Annotated in this window: 17 protein-coding genes and 1 pseudogene; 12 read left to right on the plus strand and 6 right to left on the minus strand. The window is 69.3% G+C overall.

What is annotated here, in order from left to right; all coding sequences use genetic code 11:
* Positions 1 to 251: 251 nt before the first annotated feature.
* The 5 genes from serC (at position 252) to ABD269_RS02665 (ending at position 3,713) form a co-directional block, all read left to right on the plus strand.
* Positions 252 to 1,370 (plus strand): phosphoserine transaminase, encoded by a 1,119-nt coding sequence (gene serC, locus ABD269_RS02645; protein WP_344115608.1) that lies wholly within the window; start codon positions 252 to 254, stop codon positions 1,368 to 1,370.
* Positions 1,371 to 1,515: 145 nt separating this feature from the next.
* The gene (locus ABD269_RS02650) at positions 1,516 to 2,460 is read left to right on the plus strand and encodes a hypothetical protein (RefSeq protein ID WP_344115610.1); all 945 of its coding nucleotides are present in this window, start codon (positions 1,516 to 1,518) and stop codon (positions 2,458 to 2,460) included.
* Between the two features lie 91 nt (positions 2,461 to 2,551).
* Positions 2,552 to 2,746, plus strand: coding sequence for a hypothetical protein (locus ABD269_RS02655; RefSeq protein ID WP_344115611.1), 195 nt, complete (start codon positions 2,552 to 2,554; stop codon positions 2,744 to 2,746).
* Between the two features lie 149 nt (positions 2,747 to 2,895).
* Positions 2,896 to 3,204 (plus strand): hypothetical protein, encoded by a 309-nt coding sequence (locus ABD269_RS02660; RefSeq protein ID WP_301893059.1) that lies wholly within the window; start codon positions 2,896 to 2,898, stop codon positions 3,202 to 3,204.
* Between the two features lie 83 nt (positions 3,205 to 3,287).
* Entirely contained in the window at positions 3,288 to 3,713 is a 426-nt protein-coding gene (locus tag ABD269_RS02665; RefSeq protein ID WP_344115614.1) for a TIGR03668 family PPOX class F420-dependent oxidoreductase, read from the plus strand.
* An 85-nt stretch (positions 3,714 to 3,798) separates the two neighbouring features.
* Here ABD269_RS02665 and ABD269_RS02670 read toward each other — a convergent pair.
* From ABD269_RS02670 to ABD269_RS02680, 3 genes and pseudogenes are all read right to left on the minus strand, one after another.
* A pseudogene (locus ABD269_RS02670) lies at positions 3,799 to 4,263 on the minus strand (GNAT family N-acetyltransferase); the annotation flags it as partial.
* A gap of 171 nt (positions 4,264 to 4,434) precedes the next feature.
* On the minus strand, positions 4,435 to 4,971 hold the full coding sequence (locus tag ABD269_RS02675; protein WP_344115616.1) for an SDR family oxidoreductase: 537 nt from the start codon (positions 4,969 to 4,971) through the stop codon (positions 4,435 to 4,437).
* Positions 4,972 to 5,082: 111 nt separating this feature from the next.
* Positions 5,083 to 5,355 (minus strand): DUF1876 domain-containing protein, encoded by a 273-nt coding sequence (locus ABD269_RS02680; RefSeq protein ID WP_116213416.1) that lies wholly within the window; start codon positions 5,353 to 5,355, stop codon positions 5,083 to 5,085.
* Between the two features lie 172 nt (positions 5,356 to 5,527).
* Between ABD269_RS02680 and ABD269_RS02685 the strand changes: the two genes are divergently transcribed.
* The 6 genes from ABD269_RS02685 (at position 5,528) to ABD269_RS02710 (ending at position 10,230) form a co-directional block, all read left to right on the plus strand.
* The gene (locus ABD269_RS02685) at positions 5,528 to 6,004 is read left to right on the plus strand and encodes a hypothetical protein (RefSeq protein ID WP_344115619.1); all 477 of its coding nucleotides are present in this window, start codon (positions 5,528 to 5,530) and stop codon (positions 6,002 to 6,004) included.
* An 80-nt stretch (positions 6,005 to 6,084) separates the two neighbouring features.
* Entirely contained in the window at positions 6,085 to 7,299 is a 1,215-nt protein-coding gene (locus ABD269_RS02690; RefSeq protein ID WP_344115621.1) for a helix-turn-helix domain-containing protein, read from the plus strand.
* A gap of 404 nt (positions 7,300 to 7,703) precedes the next feature.
* The gene (locus ABD269_RS02695; RefSeq protein ID WP_344115624.1) at positions 7,704 to 7,856 is read left to right on the plus strand and encodes a hypothetical protein; all 153 of its coding nucleotides are present in this window, start codon (positions 7,704 to 7,706) and stop codon (positions 7,854 to 7,856) included.
* A gap of 49 nt (positions 7,857 to 7,905) precedes the next feature.
* The gene (locus tag ABD269_RS02700; RefSeq protein ID WP_344115626.1) at positions 7,906 to 8,979 is read left to right on the plus strand and encodes a hypothetical protein; all 1,074 of its coding nucleotides are present in this window, start codon (positions 7,906 to 7,908) and stop codon (positions 8,977 to 8,979) included.
* Positions 8,979 to 9,389, plus strand: a complete 411-nt coding sequence (locus ABD269_RS02705; RefSeq protein ID WP_344115629.1) for an inorganic pyrophosphatase — start codon at positions 8,979 to 8,981, stop codon at positions 9,387 to 9,389. The genes ABD269_RS02700 and ABD269_RS02705 overlap by 1 nt, the downstream gene beginning before the upstream one ends.
* 73 nt (positions 9,390 to 9,462) lie before the next feature.
* Positions 9,463 to 10,230: a phosphotransferase gene (locus tag ABD269_RS02710; protein ID WP_344116027.1), complete on the plus strand. Its 768-nt coding sequence runs from the start codon at positions 9,463 to 9,465 to the stop codon at positions 10,228 to 10,230.
* 26 nt (positions 10,231 to 10,256) lie between these two features.
* On the opposite strand, the gene ABD269_RS02715 is transcribed toward ABD269_RS02710, so the two are convergent.
* From ABD269_RS02715 to ABD269_RS02725, 3 genes are all read right to left on the minus strand, one after another.
* The gene (locus tag ABD269_RS02715) at positions 10,257 to 10,691 is read right to left on the minus strand and encodes a hypothetical protein (RefSeq protein WP_344115632.1); all 435 of its coding nucleotides are present in this window, start codon (positions 10,689 to 10,691) and stop codon (positions 10,257 to 10,259) included.
* Positions 10,692 to 10,854: 163 nt separating this feature from the next.
* On the minus strand, positions 10,855 to 11,760 hold the full coding sequence (locus tag ABD269_RS02720) for a PrsW family intramembrane metalloprotease (RefSeq protein WP_344115634.1): 906 nt from the start codon (positions 11,758 to 11,760) through the stop codon (positions 10,855 to 10,857).
* Complete coding sequence (locus ABD269_RS02725; RefSeq protein ID WP_344115636.1) at positions 11,760 to 12,146, minus strand: VOC family protein; 387 nt, start codon at positions 12,144 to 12,146, stop codon at positions 11,760 to 11,762. Before ABD269_RS02725 ends, ABD269_RS02720 begins: the two co-directional genes overlap by 1 nt.
* A gap of 297 nt (positions 12,147 to 12,443) precedes the next feature.
* Here ABD269_RS02725 and ABD269_RS02730 point away from each other — a divergent pair, with 297 nt between their 5' ends.
* Positions 12,444 to 13,130 carry a GDSL-type esterase/lipase family protein gene (locus ABD269_RS02730; protein ID WP_344115638.1) on the plus strand — a complete coding sequence of 229 codons (687 nt, stop codon included), beginning with the start codon at positions 12,444 to 12,446 and terminating at the stop codon, positions 13,128 to 13,130.
* The last annotated feature ends 56 nt before the right edge of the window (positions 13,131 to 13,186 follow it).

The raw sequence follows: 13,186 nt of genomic DNA on the forward strand, positions 1-13,186 counted from the left end.
GAAACTGGGGGCTCCGCCCCCAGACCCCCGGGGGTGCGCAATCAGCCCGTCCGGCGTTTGAGGACGCGCCCGCAGGGCGCTCCCGCCGCAGGCGGCAACAGACCCGCAGCCGGGGGCCTGGGGCACGCGCCCCAGTTCGGGAAGGGGCGGGGTGGGGAACAAAGATCGCCGCAGGCGGAAACGGACCCGCACCCATCTCACCCGGTGGACCACCCCCGAGCCCCACTCACCGTGCCGCTAGGCTCAAGCGCGTGGCTGATATCCAGATCCCCGCTGACATCAAGCCCGCCGATGGTCGCTTCGGCGCGGGCCCGTCCAAGGTGCGTACGGAGGCGCTCGGCGCCCTGGCTGCCACCGGAACCTCTCTGCTCGGCACGTCCCACCGCCAGGCCCCGGTCAAGAACCTGGTCGGCAAGGTGCGCGACGGTGTCCGTGACCTCTTCTCGCTGCCCGAGGGCTATGAGGTGATCCTCGGCAACGGCGGGTCCACCGCCTTCTGGGACATCGCGACGCACGGGCTGATCGAGTCCAAGTCGCAGCACCTGTCCTTCGGCGAGTTCTCCTCGAAGTTCGCGAAGGCGGCAAAGCTCGCGCCGTGGCTGCAGGAGCCCACGGTCGTCGCCTCGGAGCCCGGTACGCACCCGGAGCCGTACGCCGAGGCGGGTGTCGACGTCTACGCCTTCACCCACAACGAGACCTCCACCGGTGTCGCCGCACCCGTCCGGCGCGTCGAGGGTGCGGACGCGGGCGCGCTCGTCCTGGTGGACGCCACGTCCGGCGCGGGCGGGCTGCCCGTGGACATCGCCGAGAGCGACGTCTACTACTTCGCCCCGCAGAAGTCGTTCGCGTCCGACGGCGGGCTGTGGCTGGCCGTGTTCTCCCCGGCGGCCCTGGAGCGCGCGGCGCGCGTCCACGCGTCCGGGCGGCACATCCCGGAGTTCTTCTCGCTGCCGACGGCGATCGACAACTCCCTGAAGAACCAGACGTACAACACCCCCGCCCTCTCCACCCTCTTCCTGCTCAACGAGCAGCTGGAGTGGCTCAACGGGCAGGGCGGCCTGGACTGGTCGGTCGCGCGGACCGCCGACTCCTCCTCCCGGCTCTACACCTGGGCGGAGAAGTCCGCGCACGCGTCCCCCTTCGTCTCCGACCCGGCCAAGCGCTCGCAGGTCATCGGCACGATCGACTTCTCCGACGACGTGGACGCGGCGGCGGTCGCGAAGACGCTGCGTGCCAACGGCATCGTGGACACCGAGCCGTACCGGAAGCTGGGCCGCAACCAGCTGCGCGTGGCGATGTTCCCGGCGATCGAGCCGTCGGACGTCGAGGCGCTGACGGTGTGCATCGACTATGTGATCGAGCGCCTCTGACCGTTGGGTGCTCTCGGGCGCTCCGTCCTTGTTCAGGGAAATCCCCATTCAGGGACGGAGCGCCTCATTCGGGTGAATCTCCACCATTCCTCTTGTATAGCCGCGGGCGCGTCGCAAGCATTCGCACACAAGAGGAGGCGCGTCGATGACCAACTCACCCGACTCTCCCGTCCCCACACCCAACACCGGCCAGGAGCCGTCCGCCCCGCACTCGGACGAGCGCGAGACCTTCCGCCCCGCCGTCGGCCACCGGCCCGACGAACGTGCCGAGCAGGCCTTCCTGGCGAGCAAGGTGCACATCGCCCGTACGCACCCCACGCTGCACCCCGCCGAACGGCAGGCCGCGCTCGCCGAGTTGGCCGAGCGGCTCGGCGAGCCGGCGCTCGGGCTGCGCGACCGCGAGGACGCCCCGACGCCCGGCGGCGTCGGCTACGGCGTTTTCTACAACGCCCCGTTCAAGACCGGTTTCGCCCAGGGCACTTCCCTCTATTGGGAAGTGATCTGCCCGACCGCGCCCGGCGGCAACGTCAATACGTGGCTCTATCTCACCGCCATGAACAGGGCGGGCAAGGGCCTTGAGGCATTCGTCTCCTATTACGCCCAGGACGCTCCGCGTTTCAAGGTCTTCGACTGGGCGCGCGACGACCACTGGCAGATCGACATTCCATGGTCGTCCCTGGGCGGCTATCTGATGACCAGGTCCGCCCACGGCCAGAACTACCAGACCATCGGCGTGTGGAACAGCACCTGGCAGCTCTCCCCCGGCCTCTGGCGCAATCAGGCGTTGCTGTGGAATCAGGCCGCCCAGCGGTACGACCTGATCTATCAGTACGACTACGCCGCCACGCTCGCGGATCAGACCGGAGGGTGGACCGGCTCCTGGGGTCCGATCGTCGAGACCTTCCAGCCGTCGTACAGCCACACCAACCGCTTCGGCGCCCTCCGCACGATGCTGATCACCCGGGACAGCGGCGGCAATTGGGGCTCCTGGCAGCTCCTGAGCAGCGACGACAGCTACATCCGCACCGACAACGCCGGGTTCCGCGCGGTCTTCCTCGACCCGAACTACGCCTTCGCCGTAGAGAGCTGAGCGGGCCGCGATGTCCCGGCCTCCCGGCCCGCCGAGCGACCACCGACCGGGCGACGACCGGGAAGCGGAGGAGCCGGCACCGATCGCGGACGTGCGTGAAGAATTCGCCCGCGAATCCGCACGTGCGTCAAGGGACCGGAAAGCGGAACGCGCCTTTCTCAAAAACAAGATCGAAATTGCGCGCTCGGACCGGAAGCTCTCGGAATCCGAAAAGGCGGAGGCCGTCGCGGCACTCCTGCGCGAACTGGACCGGCTGGAGGAAGAAGATCCCGACAGCCGACCATAGCCAACTCCTTTGACCGGGCCCGGATCCCCAGGATCCGGGCCTGATCCATTTCCCGGGGGAACATGTTGGCGAATTTCAACGCTTCGACCAGGGCCCGCCGCCTATAGGTTCACGTCCGACCAGTGCAGCGATCCTTGGGAGGGGAAGCAATGAAGCTCATGAAACGCCGCTTGACGTACGCCGCCGTATCCTCGCTCCTCGCCGCCGGCGGGCTGGTGGGAGGCGCGACCGCCGCCTCCGCCGCGCCCGCCCACGTCTCGTCCTGCGACAGCTTCCGCAACACGGGCACCGTCTGGACCGCCAACTGCCGCGTCGACTACGGCAGCACCCAGTCCTGGACCCAGTGCTCCGACGGCACCTGGCTGTACGGCGCGTGGGTCGGCACGGGCTACTGGATCTTCAGAGGCGACTGCGGCGGCCACGGCTACGTGGTGAACTACGGCTGGACCGACAGCTGATCGCTCCCTGAGATTCTCCCTTTTCGCTGTGTCCCGCCGACCGGTCGGCGGGACACAGCGGTGCTCGGGGATACATTCGCCCCATGCAGCTCGCTTCCGCAGAGGCCCGCCGCCGCTTCGAGGAGTCACCGGTCGCCCGGCTCGCCACGGCCGACGTGACGGGGCGGCCGCACGTGGTGCCCATCGCCTTCGCCCTGGGCGAGAACCTGCTGTACTTCGCCGTCGACCACAAGCCGAAGACGACGCAGAGCCTCAGCCGCCTGCGCAACATCCGGCAGAACCCCCAGGTCTCCGTCCTCGTCGACCACTACGCGGCCGACTGGACCACCCTGTGGTGGGCACGGGCCGACGGCCGCGCCGAGATCTGGACGGACCCCGCGCAACGCCACGTCCCGGTCACCCTGCTGCGCGAGAAGTACCCCCAGTACGCGGACCACCCACCGGAGGGCCCGGTCGTGGCCGTCGAGGTGACACGCTGGAGCGGATGGTCAGGGCGTACGCAGCCCTAGCGGTTGTCTCGACTTGTGATGAACAGGCGCTGCCGCTTGACAGATCAACTGCATCGACCGCAACGTCCGGCGGATCTGCCTGGCCCAGCTCCAGCTCCCCGACCTTCTGATTCCCGCTCATCTCCCCCGTCGGCTGGAATCCGAGCCCCAGGTAAAAACCTTCGGGACCGTCCTCGCCCGGATGCCAGGTGGTGGTCAGGCGGGTGCCGCCGCGGCGGCGGATTTCAGCGGCCACGGACTCGACCGCGAAGCGGCCATAGCCGCGGCCCTGTTCGCCGGCCGCGATGTTGAGCCGCCACAGGCCCGAGCGGATGTCGGCGCCGCTGCCGTCGCCCGCGAAGTCGATGTCGAGGAAGGCCATGAGGAAGCCGACGAGCCGGTCGCCGTCGAGAATGAGGCGGGGCCAAGCCATGTCGGGGCATACGTATGCCTCGGCGAGGGACTTCACGACCGGCGCGACCAGGTGCTCCTGGTCGGGGCGGACCTTCAGGCCGATCGCGGCGTCGAAGTTGGCGGCGGTGACCTTTGCCAGTCGGAGCGTAGTCGTCATGCGGGAACCGTAAGCCAGTGGATCAAGTGGTTTTCCCGGCGCCGCGTACCTCCTGCAGACAGCGACACCGCCGGCTTTCTCTCGGCTCCACGCCATGGTCCACGAAGTACGGCTACCGGCCGACCACTGCGACCCGGCACTGACGAAAGAGACAGGGGCACCCCCGGCCTGTCACGCCGCCTGTCCGGTCGCGGCCAGTACCAGTTCGCGGACGGTGATCCGCTGCGGCTGCTCGTAGACCCAGCGGACCGCCTCCGCGACCTCGTCGGCCGTCGGCAGTTCCACCGCGTCCTTGAATGCCTGGTAATCGGCCTTGGCTGCCTCGTCGGTGGTGTGCGACAGCAGGTCCGTGCGGACCGCACCCGGGGCGATGGTCACCACCCGCACTCCGTGCGCGGCGACCTCCTCGCGCAGGCTCTCGGAGATCGCGTGCACCGCGGCTTTGGTGCCGCTGTAGACGGTGTGGTTCGGGTAGCTCTTGAGACCTGCCACCGACCCGACATTGATCACCGTGCCGGTGCCACGGTCGACCATGCCGGGCAGTACCGCGGCGATGCCGTTGAGCAGGCCGCGCACGTTCACATCCACCATCTGGTCCCATTCGCCCGCCGGTTGGGCGGCGACCTCGCCGAGCAGCATCGTCCCGGCGTTGTCCACGATCGCGTCGACGGGACCGAAGACGGCCTCCGTGAACGCATGGCGGATCACCCTGCGTCCACAGAAGCGGACAGTGAACGAGCACTTCGTCCACTGCTCGAAGAAGAAGGGCGGCCTCCTCCGAGCCCGCTGATCACAAGTCAAGACACGCTCTAGGAGGCTCTAGGAGTCCAGCCCCGTGACGTGCTCCTGGGTGTGCGCCTCGATGTCCTCCACGGCGCTGTGGACGAGCTGGTGCGTCAGCCCCGACAGGGCCCGCGCCACCGCCAGCTCGTCCCCGATCTCCGGAACGTTCTCGTCCGCCGGATGGCAGCGGGCCGTCCCCTCACCGACCAGTTGCCCCGGCTTCTTGCCCGTGAGCCGGGCCTCGGCCGTGACCGTGTGGTCGTGCTCCTCGATGGTGATCTCCACCGTCCACAACTTCGCACCGCTCATGAGTGGGCTCCTTAACCACCGGCCGCACACCCTGCCACTCTCCACGTTGGCACCGTCTCCCCCCACCCGCATGCCGGGGCGCCGCCACCGTCTCCGCCCGGGGGCATGCGATACCGGTCTGCGACTACGCTCCGGGCGTGTGACCGAACGTGCCTGTGAGCGAGAGGGACGCATGAGGATCGGTATCACCGGGCACCGGGGCCTGCCCGACGACGTCGAACGGCTTGTGCGGCAGCAACTCGTCGAGGCGGTGAGCGCCCGTACACCCGAAGACCTCGTAGGCGTCAGCTGCATCGCGGACGGGCCGGACGCCTGGTTCGCACAGGCCGTGCTCGATCACGGCGGCCGGATCGAGGTCGTCGTCCCCGCGGAGGGGTACCGGAACGGCCTGCCCGACTGGCACCACGAGACCTACGACGAGCTGCTCCGCCGCGCTTCGGACGTCCACCGTACGGGCATAGAGGAGTCCGACTCACAGGCGCATATGGCAGGCAGCGAACTGCTCATTGCACTGGTCGACGAAGTGCTCGCGGTATGGGACGGCCGGCCCGCACGCGGCTACGGAGGCACCGCCGACGTAGTCGCCCACGCCATCCGCACCGGCGTGCCTGTGCGCGTTCTGTGGCCGGACAACGCATCACGGGACTGATGCCCCCGTCGACCGAACAGCAGGATGAAGGTCCGTGCTTACGCGTCCACTTCGCTCCGATGCGGCGTAGCGTCGAAGGCATGAGCAGCGAGCACTTGGGCGATCGTGTGTACCGGCTTCGCCGAACGGCCGGTCTCACCCAGGAGGGTCTGGCCGGGCGGTCCGGTATCTCGGTGGACGTAGTGCGCAAGCTGGAGCAGAAGCGCAAGAGCTCCGCCCGGCTGCCCACCCTCCACGCCCTCGCCAAGGGGCTGGGAGTCGAGGTCACCGCACTGTTGGGCGATCCACCCGCCGTGCCCTCCACCGGGGAGGCCGAGCCGCCCGCGCTGGTCGCCGTACGGCGCGCCATCATGCCGCCGCTGTTCGCACCGCCCGTCGAACCGAGCGGAGTGGAGACCCTGTCGCTTCCCCTGCTCCGGGCCGAGATCGCGGCGGCGTGGACGCTGTACCACGCGGCGGACTTCGCCCGGGTGATGGATATGCTCCCGGGTATCATCGCCGACGCTCGCCTCACCTCTGTCGTGGGCAATATCGAGCAACGTGCCACTGGGCAAGGCGCCTTGGCCAAGGCTCTTCAGCTGGGCGGCCATCTGACCGTCAGGCTGGGCAAGACGGACCTGGCCCTGTCGAGCCTCGAACGCGCCCTCACCGCTGCCGACGCCTCGGACGACCCGCTGCTCGCCCCGATGATCTGCGGCTCGGTGGCGTGGGCGTACCAACGCCAGAACCGGTTGGACGACGCGGGGAACCTCGCGGTCCACGCGGCCGACGGCGTGGAGCGCGGTCACCTCCACCGCGCGGAAGGCGTACGCGTCTGGGGCGGACTGCTCATGTCCGCCGCCACCAGCGCGGCCCGCTCCGGTGACTACGACACCGCGAACGACATGATGCGCACAGCCGAACGCGCCACCCATCGGCTGTCCGCCCTGCCTCCGCCGGCCGACGGCAGGCTGGTGAGCGTCTTCAGCAAGTCATCCGTACGGATCGAACGCGTACGCCTGGCCGTCCAGCACGCCCACCCCGAGGAGGCCCTGCGGCTCGCGAGCGGCATGCGGCTGAGCACGGACACTCCGCTCTCCTGGCGCACGTGGCTGCTCCTGGACGTGGCCCGTGCGTACGCGGACACCGGTAACGCACAGGGCGCCGCCGACTCCTTGACGAAGCTCCATCGCCTGGCCCCCGCCTGGATGCGCCACCACACCTTGGCCGTGGCGATCGTCCAGGATCTCCGAGCCGAGTCCCCTGGGACCCCGGGGCTGCGCAAGCTGGCCGACTTCCTGAGCATCGCCGATTAGCGAGGCAAAACTAGGACGTTCCGTCCCTGGGCCATCCTGGCCCACCGCGAAAACCTTGAGCCATGGGCGAGCAACGCCCGGTCCGCGGAAGGAGCGTCGACATGCTTGGTTTCATCTCCCGGTGGTTCGCACGGGTACGGGCACCCTTCGTACCCGGCACGCCCGGACGGGATCAACGCGCCGGTGACGCCACCCCCGTAGCGCCTTCAGTGTCCACCCCCGGCCCACCGAGCGCGTACCGCTCAAGCCCGCCACAAAGCGCCACGGACGAGACCTACCTATGGGTGACCGCACACGGCATCGACCTCAAGCCGCGCCATCAGCCGCCCGCACCCCAAGAAGCGCCGGTCGTCGGAACGTTCGTCGTCGACACCGTCTCCGGAGGCTCCGGAAGAGTAACGGCCGTGGACGGCAACGGAATGGTCAGCATCCAGCACCCCAACGGCCACGCCTGGAGAGCCTGCACCGTCCGGCCCGCCGACCGAGTGGAGCGGCTCAACCTCCTCGCCGCGGACGCCGTGGCCGCACAGCGCACCATTCAGTGGTCGGACGACTAGAGACACCCATCGCGCTCTTCCCGCAACACAGCCTGGAGGAAGCACGACCATGACCTACACCTCCGACTGGCCGCGCGGCATCCCGGTCGCGGTCAACGACTGCTACGGCGATCCGTTCATCATCGAGCAGGTCCCCGGCACGCTGGACAAGGTCCAGCAACTGATGGACCAGACAGCGCCCATCGCGCTGTTCACCAAAGCACCCCTGAACCCCGCAGTGTTGCCCTACCTGCGTGACATCGCCGCCAACCCGATGGTGATCCCGTTCTACTCTCTGACAGGCCTCGGTGAAGGTGGCTACGACTTCGACCACCGGCGCCGCATGATCGACACCATGGGCGCCATCTTCGGCGACGTCGTGATCCTCACCCGGCCGATCATCGCCGGCCGCAACGACCACCCCGACAACCTTGCCCGCCTCGTCCGTGTGGCCGCCGAAGGAAGCCGGATCATGGTCCTCGGCGGCATCCATGACGCGAAGAAGCGCAAACGCATGGACAACGACGTCGAGCAGATGCTGTTCGACATGTGTCGGGCCGCGGACGTACGGGCCTTCCACAAATCCAGCTGCCTCGGCGCCTACCTCTACGGCCTGGAGTGCTGGAACCACGACATGGGCACTCCGAGGAACCTGGATGCCCTGCCGGAACTCGGATACACCCACACCCTCGACGAAGAAGGCAGTGTCGTTCTCGGTGAGGCTTCGACCGGCGACCTGAACTTCCTGCGCATCCTGACCATGTCGGAGATCAGGGCCGGGTCGATCATCAGCAACTACAACCTGCTGACCGTCCCCAGCGGTGACCGCCCGTACGAGTGCACGTCCAGCTGGATGGAGTGGTCGGAAAACATCGACACCTGCCTCGGCTGCAGCTACTGCATCATCCTGCAGATCGAGTACCTGAAGAAAACCCCCCGGAAGGTCGGCACCCACCCCAGAGACATGATCAGCACCATCCAGAACGCCGATGGGGCAACGGACTTCTCCCGGTTCCGCAAGACGAAGCTGCCCGGCCCCGGGGACCGGCTTCACTCCTACGGTGATGTGCGAGTGGTGAAGACGTGCGTGCGGCACGCGTACGATGCAGCGCCATGGCGCGGAGCGACAAGGATGACGGTGTGATGCCCGGGACCTCATGGGCAGCCGCCCGCGGCGTCGAGTTCTGGCGGAAGCTCGACGCCTTCACCCAGGAGGCAGAACTGAGGATCGACCGGCCGAAGGCAACCTCGCACCCACGCTTCCCCCAGTACGTCTACCCCGTCGATTACGGGTACCTCGACGGCACCCAGGGCGGCGACGGCGAAGGCATCGACGTCTGGCGTGGCACCGGGGATCCCCATGTGGTCGGCGTGGTCGCGACCCTCGACCCGTTCAAGAGGAATGCCGAGATCAAGATTCTCTTCGGGTGTCTGCCGGAAGAGATCAAGTCGATCGAGGACTTCTACGAAGGCCAGCCGCAGTCCGCACTTCTCGTTCTCCGCCCCGGCATGACCCTTCCGCCCGGCACGGGCGGGAACGGGCAGGCGAGATAGCCCTGTTGTCCGGCGGACGCACCCGACACGCCGTCGCCGCGGCCCCGTTCCGTCAAGGAAGGCTGTGACACGGATGCGAATCGACTGGGCCACCCTTCCCGAAGCCCTACGCGCCGCGATCGAGCAGCGGAGCGGCGCCGTGCGGGCCGTCCAGGACATCCCCCACGGGATCACCTGCCGGTTCGCCGCCGCGCTGCGCACCCGTTCCGGGTCCGTCTTCGTCAAAGGCGTGCCCGTCGACGACAAGCGGGGGCAAGCGGCTCAAGCGCAGGAAGTGGCCGTGAGCGGTGCCGTCCCCGGCTCGGTCGGGCCGCGGTTTCTGTGGCAGGTGATAAAAGGCGGCTGGGACGTGGTCGGGTTCGCGTGGGTGGACGGGCAGCACGCCGACCTGGCGCCCGGGTCCGGTGATCTGCCGCTCGTCGCGGACGTCCTGCGCAAGGCGCAAGCACTGCGCGCGCCCGCGAACCTCCCGCCGCTGGCCGATCGTTGGCCCGATCTCGGCGATGAAGACCGGGCCCTGCTGGCCGGGGAGACCCTGCTGCACACCGACACCAACCCGCACAACCTCCTGGTCGGCCCGGAGCGGGCGTGGCTGATCGACTGGGCGATGCCCGCGTCCGGCCCCGCGTGGGTCGACGTCGCGTACACAGCGGTACGGCTGATGGAGAGCGGCCACGCTCCCGGCGACGCCCTCGCCTGGGCCGGAGCCTTCCCCTGCTGGCGGGCCGCGGACCCGCGCGCGGTCGCGGTGTTCGTGGAGGCGACGTGCCGGCAGTGGTCGGCGAGGGTAGGGGTACGCGGCGCCCGCCCGAGCAACGAGCGGTTCGCCGCGCTGCTGTGACCGCGTCCCCCATGACCCGGGCGTCCTCAGTTACAGGACCCCGTACCCGACGAGTCGAGGTGGCAGGTGAACGGGAACGTGCGCGCCACGACGTCCACGCCGCCGTTGACCTGCGTGTCGGTGATCGTGGCCAGGGCGTGGTCCCCGTTGTTGATGGTGCCGATGTTCAGGGCGACGGGGATGTCGATCGACTCGGTTCCGCCGTTGCCGGTTTCGTGGGCGACTCCGTCACCCTCGTCCACTCCCCCGACCGTGAGCGTTCCGAGCAGGGTCTCGCTGGCGCCGGAGATCGTGTGGCTGAGTGTGTCCGTGAAGGCGATGGGGCGGTGGTCGGCGACGGTGACCTTGTCCAGGCTGACGGTGAGGCTGTCCACGGCGGAGGCCGGTGACGCGGTGGCCAGGCTCGCGGCGGCGAGGGCCAGGACCGCGAGGGCGGCGAGGCGGGGGCGTACGGTGCGCATTGCCTGTTCCTTTCCTGCCTGCGGAGCCTGATGTGCGACGACTTGCGTGTGGCTCCCCAGTGCTCGGAGTGTCTCTCCGGCCGCAGGGTTTAGGACAGACTTGTCAATAGGGCGCACAGGGTTGCGAATTGGGCGCGCGTCATCGCCGCGCGCCCGCTCACCGTTACCGGCGCCCCCGACGCGCCACCGACAGCAGCCACGCCACCCCCAGCAGGGCCACCACGATCAGGCCTCCGTCGGACAACAGCGTGTAGAGATGCTTCTGTTCACCCGTGGGGCGCGGGATGTAGCCGCGGTCGAACAAGGCGTGCTGCTGTGGGCTCGCCGTCAGGACGTACACCAGCCAGACGGCGATGCCGCTGACCGAGTCCCAGAGCGCGTGCAGCACGGACACGCCCACGTACGTGCCGACGACGCGGCCGGTGAGGCGGAAGCGGCCGGCCTCGCGGTCGGCCAGCAGGGCGCCGCCGAGGATGGCCGTCCACAGCCCGTGGCCGAAAGGTGCCAGCAGACCGCGCAGGATCTCCGTCTCGACCAGGCCGCGCAGCGACATCCCGTGCAGGGTGAAGAGCGCGTTGAAGGCGTAGCCCGCGCTCTCGAAGGCGGCGAAGCCGAAGCCGACCGCCGCGCCGAGCACCAGGCCCGCGCGCAGGCCGTGGATCTCGCGGTGGCGGCGCAGTACGAACATCAGGGCGGCCGCCTTGACCGCCTCCTCGATCAGGCCCACGCCGAGGAAGAGCCAGAGGGAGGGGTGCAGCAGGTAGTACTCCAGGACGGACGCGCCGAGCACCCCGAGCACGCCGCCGACGACGAAGCAGCCGAGCAGCACGTCCAGCCCGAGGCCGCGCTCCTTCTCGTAGGCCCACAGCGCGAAGCAGAAGGGGACGAGGAAGCTGCCCAGCAGGATGAGGGTGGGCAGCAGGTTCGTGTTCTGCGTCGCGTAGGTGACGACGAGGGCGAGCACCCACAGCGCCAGTCCGCCGAGGAGGCAGCGCCACCACATGGCCCGCGGGGCGGGGGCGGACGGCGGGCCGCCGCGCCACTGGGCGGGCGGGCCGACCGAGGACATCAGGCGCCGCCCTGGAGCACGGACAGGACGTTGCCCGCGGGGTCGGTGAACCAGGCGATCTGCGGGCCACCGTTGCGGGCGATGCCCTTGTCGTCCTGGTGGAATCCGGGGTAGCGCTCGAAGGTCACGCCGCGGCGGCCGAGTTCGTCCACAGCCCGGTCGATGTCGTCCACAGGGAAGTTGAGGACGGTGAACGACGCCGGGGTGTGGTCGCCCTTGGGGTAGATCATGACCACCCCGCCGCCCGCGAGCCGGAGCGTCAGCAGCCGGTGGCCCTCCATGGACCGCTCGGACACCTCCAGGCCGAGCGTCCCGCCGTAGAACTCCTTGGCGCGCTCGGTGTCGTCCACCGCGAAGCTGCTGAATGCCTCGGTGTCCTTGAACATGGGTCGCGTTCCTTCCCTCGTACCGCGCGGATGATCAGTGGATGGTCAGCGGTACGAGTCTTCGGGCCGCGCGCGTGCGGGCCGCCGCCGAACCGCGGCGGCCCGGCGGAATGGCCGTGCCGATTCGCTCCGGAGAGGGACCGGAGAGGGAGTCGCCCGCGCGGCGGTGCGCGTCGTGCGGTCACATCGGCCCGGTGCGGTCCGTCATAGAGAGCGACGAGGGGAGCAGCAGGTGAAACTCACGGTCTTCGCGGCGAACGCGTCCGACCGGTCCCGGCCGTGCGGGATGATGGAGGCATGCGGATCATGTTCGTCGGCGACTCCATGACGATCGGTAGCGCCGGTGACTTCACCTGGCGCTACCGCATGTGGCAGCACCTCAACGCCTCCTACGGCGGCCCGTACAAGATCGTCGGGCCGCGCGAGGAGCTGTACGAACCGGCCGCCGACGCGCCGGTCTCCCTCGACTACGGCGACCCGGACTTCCCCGTCCGCGCCCGCGCGCACCTCGCCGGCTGGGGCGAGGGCTGGCAGCACATGGCGCCGCTGGTCGGGGACGCCGTACGGGCCGGGCGGGCCGACACGCTGCTGGTCTCGCTCGGCCTCATCGACCTCGGCTTCTACACCGACGCCGAGCAGACCGCCGCCAACGTCCGCCGCTTCCTGGCCGCGGCCCGCGAGGCGAACCCGCGCGTACGGGCCGTGCTGATGCCCGTCATCCCCAACGTCCGCGCGCTGGCCGACCCCGACTTCGCCTCCGAGGTCGAGCGGTTCAACGAGCTGCTCGGCAAGGCGGTCGCCGACCTCGACGCCCCCGGCTCGCCGCTGCTCCTCGCCTCCCACCCGCAGGGCTGGGACATCGACGGCGACACGTACGACGGCACGCACCCCAACGCGTCCGGCGAGCACCGGATCGCCGCCGCGTTCGCCGACGCGATGCACCAGGCGTGGGATGTGGGCGGGCCGTACGAGGGCCGCCCGTAGCGGCGTACGGCACCGCGACTCCGACGCCCCGTCAGGCGTGTGGCTCTTGATCGGAG

The sequence above is a fragment of the Streptomyces blastmyceticus genome, from assembly GCF_039521185.1.
In the GTDB taxonomy this organism is placed as follows: domain Bacteria; phylum Actinomycetota; class Actinomycetes; order Streptomycetales; family Streptomycetaceae; genus Streptomyces; species Streptomyces blastmyceticus.

Coding starts and splice junctions, on each gene's coding strand:
- ABD269_RS02650 (WP_344115610.1), top strand. CDS start 1,516: ATGACCAACTCACCCGACTCTCCCGTCCCCACACCCAACACCGGCCAG.
- ABD269_RS02660 (WP_301893059.1), top strand. CDS start 2,896: ATGAAGCTCATGAAACGCCGCTTGACGTACGCCGCCGTATCCTCGCTC.
- ABD269_RS02665 (WP_344115614.1), top strand. CDS start 3,288: ATGCAGCTCGCTTCCGCAGAGGCCCGCCGCCGCTTCGAGGAGTCACCG.
- ABD269_RS02680 (WP_116213416.1), bottom strand. CDS start 5,355: ATGAGCGGTGCGAAGTTGTGGACGGTGGAGATCACCATCGAGGAGCAC.
- ABD269_RS02685 (WP_344115619.1), top strand. CDS start 5,528: ATGAGGATCGGTATCACCGGGCACCGGGGCCTGCCCGACGACGTCGAA.
- ABD269_RS02690 (WP_344115621.1), top strand. CDS start 6,085: ATGAGCAGCGAGCACTTGGGCGATCGTGTGTACCGGCTTCGCCGAACG.
- ABD269_RS02700 (WP_344115626.1), top strand. CDS start 7,906: ATGACCTACACCTCCGACTGGCCGCGCGGCATCCCGGTCGCGGTCAAC.
- ABD269_RS02705 (WP_344115629.1), top strand. CDS start 8,979: ATGCCCGGGACCTCATGGGCAGCCGCCCGCGGCGTCGAGTTCTGGCGG.
- ABD269_RS02710 (WP_344116027.1), top strand. CDS start 9,463: ATGCGAATCGACTGGGCCACCCTTCCCGAAGCCCTACGCGCCGCGATC.
- ABD269_RS02715 (WP_344115632.1), bottom strand. CDS start 10,691: ATGCGCACCGTACGCCCCCGCCTCGCCGCCCTCGCGGTCCTGGCCCTC.
- ABD269_RS02720 (WP_344115634.1), bottom strand. CDS start 11,760: ATGTCCTCGGTCGGCCCGCCCGCCCAGTGGCGCGGCGGCCCGCCGTCC.
- ABD269_RS02725 (WP_344115636.1), bottom strand. CDS start 12,146: ATGTTCAAGGACACCGAGGCATTCAGCAGCTTCGCGGTGGACGACACC.
- ABD269_RS02730 (WP_344115638.1), top strand. CDS start 12,444: ATGCGGATCATGTTCGTCGGCGACTCCATGACGATCGGTAGCGCCGGT.